This is a genomic window from Shinella sp. M27 (assembly GCF_049199905.1).
In the GTDB taxonomy this organism is placed as follows: Bacteria; Pseudomonadota; Alphaproteobacteria; order Rhizobiales; family Rhizobiaceae; genus Shinella.
The window spans coordinates 91242-104747 of the sequence record NZ_JBLZPK010000022.1; the positions used below are offsets into that span (position 1 = coordinate 91242).

Genomic DNA, 13506 nt, shown 5'->3' on the forward strand with positions numbered 1-13506 from the left:
GGCTTGACCCGAGGATCCATTGACGCCGCGCGTGCCGCGTGGATCCTCGGGTCAAGCCCGAGGATGACGGAGAGGAGGGGAGCAGGGGCGCAAACCCGGAACCGCTTAGCGAAGGAACGGAAAAATGGTTAGTCGTGCCGAACGTGGTGCATTGGCGGACTGGTTCTGGACGATAGACCGGTACTTCCTCGCGGCCTTTATTCTTTTGATGGGCCTCGGTTTCATGTTGTCCTTCGCGGCAAGCCCGGCGGTTGCCGAGCGCATCGGGCTCGACAGCTTCCACTTCGTGCGACGCCACGCGATGTTCCTCGTGCCGGCGATCGCCATCATGTTCGGCATCTCCTTCATGTCGCCGCGCCAGGTGCGCCGGGCGGCGATGATCCTGCTGATCGTGTCGCTGGGCGCCATGGTGCTGGCGCTGTTCTTCGGCGTCGAGGTGAAGGGTTCGCGGCGCTGGATCTCCATCGGCAGCCTCTCCATCCAGCCGTCGGAATTCATGAAGCCGGCCTTCGTCATCATCTGCGCCTGGCTGTTTTCCGAGCATGCCCGCCAGCCGGAAATCCCCGGCAATCTCTTCGCCATCATCCTGTTCGGCATCGTCGCCGCATTGCTCGTCGCCCAGCCCGACCTTGGCCAGACCATCCTGACGGCCGCCGTCTGGGGCGGCATGTTCTTCATGGCCGGCATGCCGTGGCTGTGGATCATCGTGCTCGGCGGTGCTGCCGTCGGCGGCCTGCTGACCGCCTATACGTTCCTGCCGCACGTGGCGGGCCGTATCGACAAGTTCATGACCGGCGAGGGCGATACGTTCCAGATGGACACGGCGCGCGAGGCCATCATCCGCGGCAACTGGTTCGGCCAGGGACCGGGCGAGGGCACCGTCAAGCGCATTATCCCGGACAGCCACACCGACTTCATCTTCTCCGTCGCGGCGGAAGAGTTCGGCATCATCTTCTGCATGGTCATCGTGCTGATCTTCGCCTTCGTGGTGATGCGCGGCCTCAACCATGCCTTCAAGGAACGCAACGACTTCACGCGCTTCGCCGTCGCCGGCCTCGTGCTGCAGATGGGCATCCAGTCGATGATCAATATCGGCGTGAACCTCGAACTGCTGCCGGCCAAGGGCATGACGCTGCCGCTCATCTCCTATGGCGGCTCGTCGATGATCGCGATCTGCGTGACGGCCGGCTTCATCCTGGCGCTGACCCGCCACCGCCCCGAAAAGCGCGCCTCCGAGCGCAGCCTCTTCCGCGGCGGCATCATGGCGCCTGCTGAATAAGGGTTTCGCATGACCAAAGGTATCGTTCTTCTCGCCGCCGGTGGTACCGGCGGCCATCTGTTTCCCGCAGAGGCGCTGGCGCATGAGCTGAAGGCCGGCGGCTGGTCGGTGCATCTCGTCACCGACAGCCGCGCCGAGCGTTTTGCCGGAAAATTCCCGGCGGACGAAATCCATGTCGTTCCCTCGGCGACGATCGGCTCGAAGAACCCGATCAGCGTCGCCAAGTCGCTGTTCACGCTGTGGAAGGGCATTCGCGTCGCGCGCAAGCTGATGGCGCGGCTGAAGCCGAAGGTCGTCGTCGGCTTCGGCGGTTATCCCACGGTGCCGCCGCTTCTGGCCGCGACCGGCATGGGCATCCCCTCGATGATCCACGAGCAGAACGCCGTGATGGGCCGTGCCAACAAGGCGCTCGCCGCGCGCGTGAAGGCGATTGCCGGCGGCTTCCTGCCGGAGACGGGCGGACAATATTCGGAAAAGACGGTGACGACGGGCAACCCGGTGCGTCCGGCCGTGCTCGAAGCTGCCAATATCGCTTACGAAGCCTCGACGGATGGCGAATTCCGTCTCGTCGTGTTCGGCGGCAGCCAGGGCGCGCAGTTCTTCTCCAAGGCCATTCCTTCGGCGATTGCGGCACTGGAGCCGGTCGATCGCGCGCGGCTGAAGATCACCCAGCAGGCAAGGCCCGAGGATCGTGACGAGGTGGTGCGCACCTATGCCGATCTTGCCATTCCCGCCGATGTCTCGCCCTTCTTCACCGATATGGCTTCGCGTATCGGTCACGCACATCTGATCATCAGCCGCTCCGGCGCCTCGACGGTTTCGGAAGTCTCCGTCATCGGCCGTCCGTCCGTTTTGGTGCCCTATCCCTATGCGCTCGATCATGACCAGGCGGCGAATGCCGCAGCCCTTGCTTCGGGCGGCGGGGCGAAGGTGATCGCGCAATCGGAGCTTTCGACGGAGCGCCTTGCGAGCATCGTTTCCAAGGCCATGCACGATCCTTCTGGCATGGCGGCCATGGCCGCGAATGCCAGAAAGGCGGGCAAACCGGATGCCGCGCGCTTGCTCGCCTTGATGGTTGAGGCTATTGCGGGCGGCAAGACCATCGCCCAATTCAAGGGGGCACAATTCAAGGGAGAACGGCCATGAAGATGCCGCAGAGCATAGGGCTCGTTCATTTCATCGGCATTGGCGGTATCGGCATGAGCGGTATTGCCGAAGTGCTGCACAATCTCGGCCACAAGGTGCAGGGGTCCGACCAGGCGGAAAGCGCCAATGTGCAGCGTCTGCGCGACAAGGGCATCGAAGTCTTCGTCGGCCACAAGGCGGAAAACCTTGGTGACGCCGAAGTCGTCGTCGTTTCCACCGCCATCAAGAAGGGCAACCCGGAACTCGTCGCGGCGCGCGAAAAGCTGCTGCCCGTCGTGCGCCGCGCAGAAATGCTCGCCGAACTGATGCGCTTCCGCAATGCCATCGCCGTCGGCGGTACCCACGGTAAGACGACGACGACCTCGATGGTCGCGACGCTGCTCGAAGCCGGCGGCCTCGATCCGACGGTCGTCAACGGTGGCATCATCAACGCCTATGGCACGAACGCCCGCATGGGCGAAGGCGAGTGGATGGTGGTGGAAGCGGACGAATCGGACGGCACCTTCCTGAAGCTGCCCGCAGAGATCGCCATCGTCACCAATATCGACCCCGAGCATCTCGACCACTACGGCAATTTCGACGCCGTGCGCGCGGCCTTCCGCCAGTTCGTCGAGAACGTGCCGTTCTACGGCTTTGGCGTCATGTGCCTCGATCATCCCGAGGTTCAGGCCATGGTCAGCCGCATCGAAGACCGCAAGGTCATCACCTACGGTGAGAACCCGCAGGCCGACGTGCGCTTTTCCAACATCCGCATGGATGGCGCGACCTCCGTCTTCGATGTCGAAATCCGCCGCCGCCGTACCGGCCAGGTGATTTCGCTGAAAGACCTGCGCCTGCCGATGCCCGGCCGCCACAACGTCTCCAACGCCACCGCCGCCATCGCTGTCGCCCAGCGCCTCGGCATCTCGCCGGAGCTGATCGCCAAGGGCCTTGCGAGCTTCGGCGGCGTCAAGCGCCGCTTCACCTTCACCGGCAGCTGGAACGGCGTCAGCGTCTATGACGACTACGGCCACCACCCCGTCGAGATCAAGGCCGTGCTGCGCGCCGCGCGCGAGGCATGCGCGGGCCGCATCATCGCGGTTCACCAGCCGCACCGCTACAGCCGCGTCGCGAGCCTCTTCGAGGAGTTCGCCGGCTGCTTCAACGATGCCGACACGATCATGATCCCGCCGATCTATGCGGCCGGCGAAGACCCCATCGATGGCGTGACCGCGGAAGAACTGGTTTCCCGCATCAAGGCGGCCGGTCATCGCGATGCGCGGTTCCTGGCTTCCCCGGAAGGGCTGGCAGAGATCGTCGCCGGCATTGCAAAGCCCGGCGATTTCGTGGTTCTCTTGGGGGCTGGCAGCATCACGCATTGGGCGCAGGCGCTGCCGAAGGAATTGGCAGGCATTTCGGGTGAGGTGGCATGAGAACGGTCGATGGAGCAAAACTTCTGGCGTCGCTGGGCGAGGGCATCAAACAGGTGCGCGGCCGTCTGACGCCGGATGCGCCGATGGACCGCGTGACCTGGTTCCGCGCCGGCGGCCTTGCCGAATTGATGTTCCATCCGCATGACGTCGAAGACCTCGCGACATTCCTGAAGCTGGTGCCGGAAGACGTGCCGCTGACCGTGACGGGTGTCGGCTCGAACCTCCTGGTTCGCGACGGCGGCATTCCAGGCATCGTCATCCGTCTGTCGGCCAAGGGTTTTGGCGATGTCGAGCTCGTCGGTGACAACACGATCAAGGCCGGCGGCATCTGCCCGGACAAGAACATCGCCGCCATGGCGCTCGACCACAACATTGCGGGTTTCGAGTTCTATTACGGCATTCCCGGCTCGATCGGCGGCGCGCTGCGCATGAATGCCGGCGCGAACGGCGGCGAGACCAAGGATCTGGTCGTCGAGGTCCATGCCATCGACCGCAAGGGCAACCAGCATGTGCTCTCCAATGCGGACATGGGCTACAGCTATCGTAAATCGACCGCCCCCAGCGACCTGATCTTCACGCATGCCGTTTTCCAGGGGCAGGCGGGCGACAAGGACGAGATTCGCGCCAGGATGGATGCCGTGCGCCAGCACCGCGAGACGGTCCAGCCGATCCGCGAAAAGACTGGCGGCTCGACTTTCAAGAATCCCGAGGGCCATTCGGCCTGGAAGCTCATCGACGAGGCGGGCTGCCGCGGCATGCTGATCGGCGGCGCGCAGATGTCGCCGATGCACTGCAACTTCATGATCAATACGGGGCAGGCGACCGGCTACGAGCTGGAATATCTCGGCGAAACCGTGCGCAGCCGCGTGCTGGAGCAGTCCGGCATCCTGCTGCAATGGGAAATCAAGCGTCTCGGCAATTTCATGCCGGGCTATGAGGTCAAGGAGTTTCTGGGCCGCGCAACGGCCTGATCCGTCTATCCTTGCTGGGGAGTTCCCGGGCGCCTCATGGGCCGCGCACTCCCTCTCCCCCACAGGCAAGTCCATCCAAAACTTGTGACATCGCGCGCCGACGTGGCGCGCGGCCCTGCTTTGCGGGGCGATGGGGGCATTCTTGTTCAAAAAATTGACCGCCGAATTCATCGGCACCTTCTGGCTCGTCTTCATCGGCAGCGGCAGCGGCATCCTGGCCGCCACCTTTCCGGAGATCGGGATCGGCATCGTCGGCATTTCCTTTTCCGCCGGCATTGCACTGATGGCCATGATCTATACGATCGGCGGCGTTTCCGGCGGCCATATGAACCCGGCCGTTTCCGTCGGACTTGCCGTCGCGGGAAAATTTCCCGCCGCGCAGGTTCTGCCCTATGCCGTGGCGCAGGTGGCGGGCGCGACGGCGGCCGCGGCGACGCTCTATCTCGTCGCCTCCGGCAAGGCCGGTTTCGTGCCAGGCGGTTTTGGCGCGAACGGCTACGGCGAACTCTCGCCCGGCGGTTATTCGCTGAGGGCGGCGCTGGTGACCGAGGTGGTGCTGATGGCGCTGTTCCTCTTCGTCATCCTCGGCTCCATCCATGCGCGCGTCCCGGCCGGCTTCGCGCCCGTCTCCATCGGCCTCAGTCTGACGGCCATCAACCTCGTCTCGATCCCGATCACCAACACGTCGCTGAACCCGGCCCGTTCGACGGGGCTTGCGCTGTTTGCCGATACGGCGGCCCTGTCGCAGCTCTGGCTGTTCTGGCTTGCCCCGATGCTTGGCGCCGTCATCGGCACGCTGGTCTGGAAGGCGATCGGCGAGAGGGAATGAAGGCGAAAAATGCGCCTTTCATTAGAAAGCGCAAAGATTCTGGTTTCATTCAGCTTTCATTCAGAAAGGTTTAGCGAAATCTAGCCCCAGTCGTGCTATGGTTGCGCGACTGGCCTCGCTCCAGCGGGGCATGGATAGGGGGCACTCATGTTTAAAAAACTTTCTGCCGAATTTCTCGGCACGTTCTGGCTCGTCTTCGGCGGTTGCGGCAGCGCTGTTCTGGCGGCCGCTTTTCCTGAAGTCGGTATCGGCCTGCTCGGCGTTTCCTTCGCCTTCGGCCTGACAGTGCTGACCATGGCCTATACCGTCGGCGGAATCTCGGGCGGGCATTTCAACCCGGCCGTCTCCGTCGGGCTGACGGTTGCCGGCAAGTTCCCGGCCTCCAGCCTCGTGCCCTATATCGTGGCGCAGGTTGTCGGTGCTGTCGCCGCGGCTGCGGTGCTCTACCTTATCGCCTCCGGCAAGGCCGGCTTCGCCGCCGGTGGCTTCGCCTCGAACGGTTATGGCGAGCTGTCGCCCGGCGGCTATTCGCTGACGGCGGCGCTGGTGGCCGAAGTGGTGCTGACGGCGTTCTTCCTCATCATCATCCTCGGTTCGACCCATGGCCGTGCGCCGGTGGGCTTCGCGCCGATCGCCATCGGCCTCGGCCTGACGCTGATCCACCTCGTCTCGATCCCGGTCACCAACACCTCGGTGAACCCGGCCCGCTCGACGGGTGTGGCGCTGTTTGCCGATACGGCGGCGCTGTCGCAACTTTGGCTGTTCTGGGTGGCTCCGATCGTCGGCGCCGTCATCGGCGGCGTGATCTGGAAGATCGTCGGCGAGAACGACTGATCGTTCCAAGGTAAAAAGAAACCCGCCGTGTCGCCACGGCGGGTTTTTGATTCGTAGCCTTTTGGAAAAAAAGGCTCAGACCTCTTCCTTGCCCGAGAGCAGGATGCAGGCCAGCGTGATCACGGCGGCGATGCCGAGGTAATAGCCGACATAGGTCATGCCGTAATTCGCCTGCAGCCAGGTCGCGATATAGGGCGCGAGCGAGGCGCCGAAGATGCCGGCGAAGTTGAAGGTGATCGACGAACCGGTATAGCGCACCGTGGTGGGGAAGGGCGCGGCCAGCGCCGTGCCGATCAGGCCGTAGGTCATGCCCATCAGCGCCATTGCGAAGATCACAAAGACGAAGATCGATGCTTCGCCGCCGGTCATCAGGCCCGGCAGGAAGAACGAGAAGACGCCGATCAGGACGGTCGTGAGAATCAGCACCTCGCGGCGGCCAAAACGCTCGGCAAGCTTGCCGGCGATCGGGATGAAGATACCGAAGAGCACCGAGCCCAGGAGCTGGACTTCCAGTGCCTCGACGAACGGAATGCCGAGAACCTTGACGTTGTAGGACAGGAGGTAGGCCGAGCCGATGTAGAACAGCACGAAGGTGGCGAGCGCCACGAAGGTGCCGAGGACCAGGCTGCGTTTATGGTTGCGGAAAAGCTCCACGACCGGAACTTCGACGCGCTCCTGCTTCTCGATGGCCTTCTGGAAGGCCGGCGTTTCGGTGATCGACAGGCGGACCCACAGGCCGACGGCGATCAGCACGATCGAGGCGACGAAGGGAATGCGCCAGCCCCAGGCGAGCAGCGTTTCCTGCGACATGACGTGCAGCAGCAGCCAGAAGATGCCGGAGGAGAGGAACAGGCCGACCGGTGCGCCGAGCTGCGGGAACATGCCGTACCAGCTGCGCTTGCCCGGAGGGGCGTTTTCCGTGGCGAGCAGCACCGCGCCGCCCCATTCGCCGCCAAGCCCAAAACCCTGGCCGAAGCGGCACAGCGCGAGCAGCAGCGGTGCTAGCACGCCGATCGTTTCGTAGGAGGGCAGGAGGCCGATGATCACGGTCGAGACGCCCATGGTCAGAAGCGCTGCGACCAGCGTCGCCTTGCGGCCGATGCGGTCGCCGTAATGTCCGAAGACGATGGCGCCGAGCGGGCGGGCGAAGAAGGCGATCGAGAAGGTCGCGAAGGAGGCGAGCAGCGCTGTCGTCGGATCGTTGTTCGTGAAGAACAGCGTCGGGAAGACCAGCACGGCGGCGGTGGCGTAAACGTAGAAATCGAAGAATTCGATGGTCGTTCCGACCAGGCTTGCAAAAAGAACACGCGCCGGGGAGTTCAGCCCGGCACGGTTGGAATGCGTTGCGGTCGGCGACCCGGAAGCGAGTGTCTCACTCATCGTGGGTGCCTTTTCATGTTTCTTGTTTGCCGTCTTGGGAGGCAGCGGCGATCTATTACGTCAACCGAACGGTCGATGAAACAACAAAAGGTCGTTCTCGGATGAAAAATCGTACTTTTCGGTCTTCGCAAGTTTCCCGGTGTTTACCAACGCTTCCGGGCTTATTGCATGCTCGGGGCTGCTTGCTCAGCATCTTCTAATTTTTTGGTTTTTCTTGCGTCGATCGCAACTCTCTGATTCCAGAAGAGGAATCGAAGCGGGACTTGATTCGGAGCAGGAAAATTCGTCCCGCGACGGGTCAGGTTAACGAAAGTAAACGCTTCATTAACCTTAATGCCGCTCTAGTGGTCCCATCTCGCTCGCCGAGTCGGATCCGCAGAGAAAATCAGGTCCGCACAAGCGACGAGGGGCAGTGTGCGGTATTCAGTTGAGGGTTTCATGAGCGTCAAGCACGTCGCGATGTTGATGGGTGGTTTTTCGTCGGAACGGCCGGTGAGCCTTTCGTCGGGCAACGCCTGCGCGGATGCGCTTGAGGCCGTCGGCTACAAGGTCACCCGCGTCGATGTCGGTCATGACATCGCCAGCGTGCTCGCCGAACTGAAGCCCGACGTCGCCTTCAACGCGCTGCATGGTCCCTTCGGCGAAGACGGCACCATTCAGGGCGTGCTCGAATATCTCGAAATTCCCTACACCCATTCCGGCGTGCTCGCTTCCGCACTCGCCATGGACAAGGCGCAGGCGAAGATCGTCGCCAAGGCCGCCGGCATTCCGGTCGCCGAACAGCGCCTGATGAACCGATTCGAATTCACCTCCAGCCATCCGATGAAGCCGCCTTACGTGGTGAAGCCGGTGCGCGAGGGCTCCTCCTTCGGCGTCGTCATGGTCAAGGAGGATCAGTCGCATCCGCCGCAGATCATCACCTCGCAGGAGTGGCGCTATGGCGACAGTGTCATGGTCGAGCGCTACGTCTATGGCCGCGAACTCACCTGCGGCGTCATGGGCGATGTGGCGCTTGGCGTGACCGAAGTGGTGCCGCAGGGCCACGCCTTCTACGACTATGATTCCAAATACGTAAAAGGTGGTTCGAAACACGTCATCCCGGCGCAGATTTCACCAAATATTTACCAAAAAGTACAAACACTCGCACTCAAGGCGCATCAAGCGATCGGGTGCCGTGGCGTCAGCCGTTCCGACTTCCGTTACGACGATCGTTTCTCCGAGAATGGCGAGCTGATCTGGCTGGAAATCAACACCCAGCCCGGCATGACCCCCACCTCCCTGGTGCCCGAAATGGCCGATCATGCCGGCCATTCCTTTGGTGAATTCTTGAAGTGGATGGTGGAGGACGCGTCGTGTTTGCGTTGAGCGTCAAGAAGAGCAGGGTTCGTCCCGCAGGCCTCGCAGAGCCGGAAGCCGGTCGCGTGCTGCCGCGTCCGCTGCGCCGTATCGTCCGCTTCCTCGTCAGCCTCGCGGCTGGCCGAATCAACATTCCGCGCCATACCGGCAGCGTCGCCACCGCCGCCTTCATCGGCGCGACGGGACTCTACGGCATGTCGCTCGGCGGCCACTCGCAGGATGTCGCCCAGGCGTCGACGACCGCGATCGGCTTTGCCATCGAGGATGTGAAGGTCTCGGGAAACCGGGAGACCTCGGAAATCGACATTCTCGAGCGCCTTGGCCTCGACGGCACCACCTCGCTGGTCGCCCTCGACGTCAAGGAAGCCCGCCAGCGGCTCACCGAGCTGCCCTGGGTCGAGGACGTCTCTGTCCGCAAGGTCTATCCGGGCACGATCGAGATCGCACTCAAGGAACGCGAAGCTTTCGCGATCTGGCAGCATGGCACCGACCTGTCGCTGATCGAGAAGAACGGCAGCGTGATCGCACCGCTGCGCGACAACAAATTTTCCTCGCTGCCGCTGTTCGTCGGTCGCGATGCCGAAACCGCGGCGGCAAGCTTTGCCGACGAGTTCGACAGCTGGCCGGAGCTCAAGTCGCGGGTGAAGGCCTATATCCGGGTCGCCGGGCGCCGTTGGGATCTGCGTCTCGAAAACGGCATCGTCGTCAAGCTGCCGGAACACAATGTGCCGCGGGCCATGGACATGCTGGCCTCGCTCGATGCGAGCGAGCAGCTTCTGGAGCGCGACATCGCAGCCGTCGATCTGCGTCTCGAAGACCGCACGACGGTTCAATTGACGGAAGGAGCGCTCGAACGCCGTAATAAGGCGGTCGAGCAGAGGGCCAAGGACCTGAAGAAGGCAGCGAAGCGCACATGAGCATTTTCGGTTCGTCCCATTTCGGCCTGCCGCGCTTGAAGCCGCTGTCTTCCAAGCGGGCTCACGTCGTTTCGGTCCTCGACATCGGTTCCACCAAGGTCGTCTGCATGATCGGCCGGCTGACGCCGCGCGCCGAGAGCGAGATCCTTCCGGGCCGCACGCACAATGTCGAAATCATCGGCATCGGCCACCAGAAATCCCGCGGCGTGAAGAACGGCGTCATCGCCGATCTCGATGCCGCCGAGAGCGTCGTCCGTCTCGCCGTCGATGCGGCCGAGCGCATGGCCGGCCTCACCATCGAAAGCCTCATCGTCAACGTCTCGGCGGGCCGCCTGCAGAGCGACATCTACACCGCGACCATCGATCTCGGCGGCCAGGAAGTCGATGCCAACGATCTGCGCAAGGTGCTTGCCGTCGCCGGCCAGCAGTCGCTGCGCCAAGACCGTGCCATCCTGCACTCGCTGCCGACGGGCTTCTCGCTCGACGGCGAGCGCGGCATTCGCGATCCGCTCTCCATGTTCGGCGACGTCCTTGGCGTCGACATGCACGTGCTGACGGCGGAGCGCACCTCGCTCAAGAATCTCGAACTCTGCATCAACCGTGCTCACCTCTCGGTCGAGGGCATGGTCGCGACGCCTTATGCCAGCGGCCTTTCGGCTCTGGTCGACGACGAAGTCGAACTCGGCTGCGCCTGCATCGACATGGGCGGCGGCACGACGACGATCTCCGTCTTCGCGGAAGGCAAGCTGGTGCATTCCGACGCGGTGTCCCTCGGCGGCCATCACGTCACCACCGACCTTGCCCGCGGCCTCTCGACCCGTATCGAGGACGCCGAACGGCTGAAGGTCGTGCACGGTTCGGCGCTGGCCAATGCCGGCGACGAGCGCGATATCCTCACCGTCCCGCCGATCGGCGAGGACGACCGCGACCAGCCGACGCATGTGCCGCGTGCGCTCATCTCGCGCATCGTACGGGCCCGTATCGAAGAGACGCTCGAACTCATTCGCGACCGTATCCAGCGCTCCGGCTTCTCGCCGATCGTCGGCAAGCGGATCGTGCTGACGGGCGGCGCCAGCCAGCTGACGGGCCTGCCGGAAGCGGCCCGCCGCATCCTCGCCCGCAATGTCCGCATCGGCCGCCCGCTCGGCGTGTCCGGCCTGCCGACGGCGGCGAAGGGCCCGGCCTTTTCGACGGCGGTCGGCCTGATGATCTATCCGCAGGTCGCGGAACTGGAAGAACACGCTGTGCAGGGCGGCATGCTCTCGCAGCTGACGGGTGGCAATGGCCGCATAGCCCGCATGGGCCAGTGGCTGAAGGAAAGTTTCTGACGGGTTTTCCGGCGGCGTAGAGAGTGCCGGGAAAGACCGACAACTGAGTTTTGGGAATAGACCGGCTGGGCGAAGCGGCCGGAAACGAAAGGAACACTGCAATGACTATCAAGCTCCAGAAGCCGGACATCACCGAGCTGAAGCCGCGCATCACCGTCTTCGGTGTCGGTGGCGGTGGCGGCAACGCCGTCAACAACATGATCACCGCAGGCCTTGAGGGCGTCGACTTCGTCGTTGCCAACACCGACGCCCAGGCGCTGACCATGACCAAGGCGACGCGGATCATCCAGATGGGCGTCGCCGTCACGGAAGGTCTCGGCGCCGGTTCGCAGCCGGAAGTCGGCCGCGCGGCTGCTGAAGAGTGCATCGACGAGATCATCGATCACCTGAACGGCACCCACATGTGCTTCGTCACCGCCGGCATGGGCGGCGGCACGGGCACGGGCGCGGCTCCGGTCGTGGCCCAGGCCGCCCGTAACAAGGGCATCCTGACCGTCGGCGTCGTCACCAAGCCGTTCCACTTCGAAGGCGGCCGCCGCATGCGTCTCGCCGAAGAAGGTATTCAGGAACTGCAGAAGTCGGTCGACACGCTGATCGTCATTCCGAACCAGAACCTCTTCCGCATCGCCAACGACAAGACCACGTTTGCCGACGCCTTTGCGATGGCCGACCAGGTTCTTTATTCGGGCGTTGCCTGCATCACCGACCTCATGGTCAAGGAAGGCCTCATCAACCTCGACTTCGCCGACGTTCGCTCGGTGATGCGCGAGATGGGCCGCGCCATGATGGGTACGGGCGAAGCGTCGGGCGAGGGCCGTGCAATGGCTGCTGCCGAAGCCGCCATCGCCAACCCGCTGCTCGACGAAACCTCGATGAAGGGCGCGCAGGGCCTCCTGATCTCCATCACCGGCGGTCGCGACCTCACCCTCTTCGAAGTCGACGAAGCGGCAACCCGTATCCGCGAAGAAGTCGATCCGGACGCAAACATCATTCTCGGTGCTACCTTCGATGAAGAGCTCGAAGGCCTGATCCGCGTTTCCGTTGTTGCAACCGGTATCGATCGCGCGGCCTCGGAGGTGGCTGCACGGAATGCTGACTTTCGCAGCCTCAGCAAGCCGGTAGTTCGCCCGTCCGCCGCCATTCCGGCCCAGCCGGTCGCCGTAGCCCCGCAGCCCCAGCCGGTCCTCCAGCAGCCGCAGCCCGTGCTGCAGCAGCCGGTTGCCCAGCAGCCGGTCATCGACCCGATCGCCGAAGCCATCCGCGCCTCGGAAGAAAGCCTGGAACGCGAACTGGCCATTCCGGTGAGCCGTCCGGTTCCGGCCCAGCCGGTCGCCCAGGTTCAGGAAGAGCCGCGCCTGCAGAACCGCCTGTTCTCGGCCCCGGCCGAAGCACCGGTTGTCCAGCGCGTCGCCCCGGTCCAGCAGCCGGTACAGCAGGCCGCTCCGGTTCTGCAGCAGCGCGTCGAGCCCGCCGCTCCGATCATCCGTCAGGAGCCGCAGACCATGCGCATGCCGAAGATCGAAGACTTCCCGCCGGTCGTGCAGGCTGAAATCGATCACCGCTCGGCCCAGCAGCCGGTCGCGACCCACAGCGAAGAGCGCGGCCCGATGGGTCTCCTCAAGCGCCTGACCTCGTCGCTCGGCCGCCACGAAGAGCCGCAGCAGCCTGTCCAGCAGGAGCCGGTCGCCCAGCAGCAGCGCCGCGCGCTGTCGCCGGAAGCCAGCCTCTACGCGCCGCGCCGCGGCCAGCTCGACGATCACGGCCGCGCCAACCCGCAGCCGCGCTCGCTGCACGAGGAAGACCAGCTGGAGATTCCGGCCTTCCTGCGCCGCCAGTCGAACTGAGGCCAGACACGGCTTGGTAACAAAATGCCCGGATCACGATCCGGGCATTTTTGTTTCTGTTTTTGTTTCAATGGCTTACGTATGGAATAAAAGCGTAACAAAGCGAAAGAAACAGTGATTTGTAAGACGCTGAGGGACCTACTAGATTTAGGGTAGGCACAGGGGCCAGTCAGGATTCGGATCGCCGGCATGAGCCGGAGCGCATCAAGC

11 protein-coding genes are annotated in these 13506 nt (G+C 63.7%); 10 read left to right on the plus strand and 1 reads right to left on the minus strand.

The window, feature by feature from the left end; all coding sequences use genetic code 11:
- The first annotated feature begins 124 nt into the window (after positions 1 to 124).
- The 6 genes from ftsW to aqpZ (ACOZK4_RS08300) all read left to right on the plus strand — a co-directional run bounded on the left by ftsW (position 125) and on the right by aqpZ (ACOZK4_RS08300) (position 6471).
- Positions 125 to 1279 carry a putative lipid II flippase FtsW gene (gene ftsW / locus ACOZK4_RS08275; RefSeq protein ID WP_313525906.1) on the plus strand — a complete coding sequence of 385 codons (1155 nt, stop codon included), beginning with the start codon at positions 125 to 127 and terminating at the stop codon, positions 1277 to 1279.
- 9 nt (positions 1280 to 1288) lie between these two features.
- Entirely contained in the window at positions 1289 to 2425 is a 1137-nt protein-coding gene (gene murG / locus ACOZK4_RS08280; RefSeq protein WP_421591471.1) for an undecaprenyldiphospho-muramoylpentapeptide beta-N-acetylglucosaminyltransferase, read from the plus strand.
- Entirely contained in the window at positions 2422 to 3837 is a 1416-nt protein-coding gene (gene murC, locus ACOZK4_RS08285; RefSeq protein ID WP_421591472.1) for a UDP-N-acetylmuramate--L-alanine ligase, read from the plus strand. Before murG ends, murC begins: the two co-directional genes overlap by 4 nt.
- Entirely contained in the window at positions 3834 to 4808 is a 975-nt protein-coding gene (murB, locus tag ACOZK4_RS08290) for a UDP-N-acetylmuramate dehydrogenase (protein ID WP_313525914.1), read from the plus strand. Before murC ends, murB begins: the two co-directional genes overlap by 4 nt.
- 142 nt (positions 4809 to 4950) lie before the next feature.
- Positions 4951 to 5637 (plus strand): aquaporin Z, encoded by a 687-nt coding sequence (gene aqpZ, locus ACOZK4_RS08295; protein WP_421591473.1) that lies wholly within the window; start codon positions 4951 to 4953, stop codon positions 5635 to 5637.
- Between the two features lie 147 nt (positions 5638 to 5784).
- The gene (aqpZ, locus tag ACOZK4_RS08300) at positions 5785 to 6471 is read left to right on the plus strand and encodes an aquaporin Z (protein ID WP_421591474.1); all 687 of its coding nucleotides are present in this window, start codon (positions 5785 to 5787) and stop codon (positions 6469 to 6471) included.
- A 75-nt stretch (positions 6472 to 6546) separates the two neighbouring features.
- Here the strand turns inward: aqpZ (ACOZK4_RS08300) and ACOZK4_RS08305 are convergent, their stop codons facing one another.
- Positions 6547 to 7851 (minus strand): MFS transporter, encoded by a 1305-nt coding sequence (locus ACOZK4_RS08305; RefSeq protein ID WP_421591475.1) that lies wholly within the window; start codon positions 7849 to 7851, stop codon positions 6547 to 6549.
- A gap of 438 nt (positions 7852 to 8289) precedes the next feature.
- Between ACOZK4_RS08305 and ACOZK4_RS08310 the strand changes: the two genes are divergently transcribed.
- The 4 genes from ACOZK4_RS08310 (at position 8290) to ftsZ (ending at position 13296) form a co-directional block, all read left to right on the plus strand.
- On the plus strand, positions 8290 to 9216 hold the full coding sequence (locus tag ACOZK4_RS08310) for a D-alanine--D-alanine ligase (RefSeq protein WP_117366537.1): 927 nt from the start codon (positions 8290 to 8292) through the stop codon (positions 9214 to 9216).
- Positions 9204 to 10124 (plus strand): cell division protein FtsQ/DivIB, encoded by a 921-nt coding sequence (locus ACOZK4_RS08315; protein WP_409530354.1) that lies wholly within the window; start codon positions 9204 to 9206, stop codon positions 10122 to 10124. Before ACOZK4_RS08310 ends, ACOZK4_RS08315 begins: the two co-directional genes overlap by 13 nt.
- Positions 10121 to 11452, plus strand: coding sequence for a cell division protein FtsA (gene ftsA, locus ACOZK4_RS08320; RefSeq protein ID WP_298099189.1), 1332 nt, complete (start codon positions 10121 to 10123; stop codon positions 11450 to 11452). The genes ACOZK4_RS08315 and ftsA overlap by 4 nt, the downstream gene beginning before the upstream one ends.
- A 101-nt stretch (positions 11453 to 11553) precedes the next feature.
- Positions 11554 to 13296 carry a cell division protein FtsZ gene (gene ftsZ, locus ACOZK4_RS08325; RefSeq protein ID WP_421591476.1) on the plus strand — a complete coding sequence of 581 codons (1743 nt, stop codon included), beginning with the start codon at positions 11554 to 11556 and terminating at the stop codon, positions 13294 to 13296.
- The last annotated feature ends 210 nt before the right edge of the window (positions 13297 to 13506 follow it).

Coding starts and splice junctions, on each gene's coding strand:
- ftsW (WP_313525906.1), top strand. CDS start 125: ATGGTTAGTCGTGCCGAACGTGGTGCATTGGCGGACTGGTTCTGGACG.
- murG (WP_421591471.1), top strand. CDS start 1,289: ATGACCAAAGGTATCGTTCTTCTCGCCGCCGGTGGTACCGGCGGCCAT.
- murC (WP_421591472.1), top strand. CDS start 2,422: ATGAAGATGCCGCAGAGCATAGGGCTCGTTCATTTCATCGGCATTGGC.
- murB (WP_313525914.1), top strand. CDS start 3,834: ATGAGAACGGTCGATGGAGCAAAACTTCTGGCGTCGCTGGGCGAGGGC.
- aqpZ (WP_421591474.1), top strand. CDS start 5,785: ATGTTTAAAAAACTTTCTGCCGAATTTCTCGGCACGTTCTGGCTCGTC.
- ACOZK4_RS08305 (WP_421591475.1), bottom strand. CDS start 7,851: ATGAGTGAGACACTCGCTTCCGGGTCGCCGACCGCAACGCATTCCAAC.
- ACOZK4_RS08310 (WP_117366537.1), top strand. CDS start 8,290: ATGAGCGTCAAGCACGTCGCGATGTTGATGGGTGGTTTTTCGTCGGAA.
- ftsA (WP_298099189.1), top strand. CDS start 10,121: ATGAGCATTTTCGGTTCGTCCCATTTCGGCCTGCCGCGCTTGAAGCCG.
- ftsZ (WP_421591476.1), top strand. CDS start 11,554: ATGACTATCAAGCTCCAGAAGCCGGACATCACCGAGCTGAAGCCGCGC.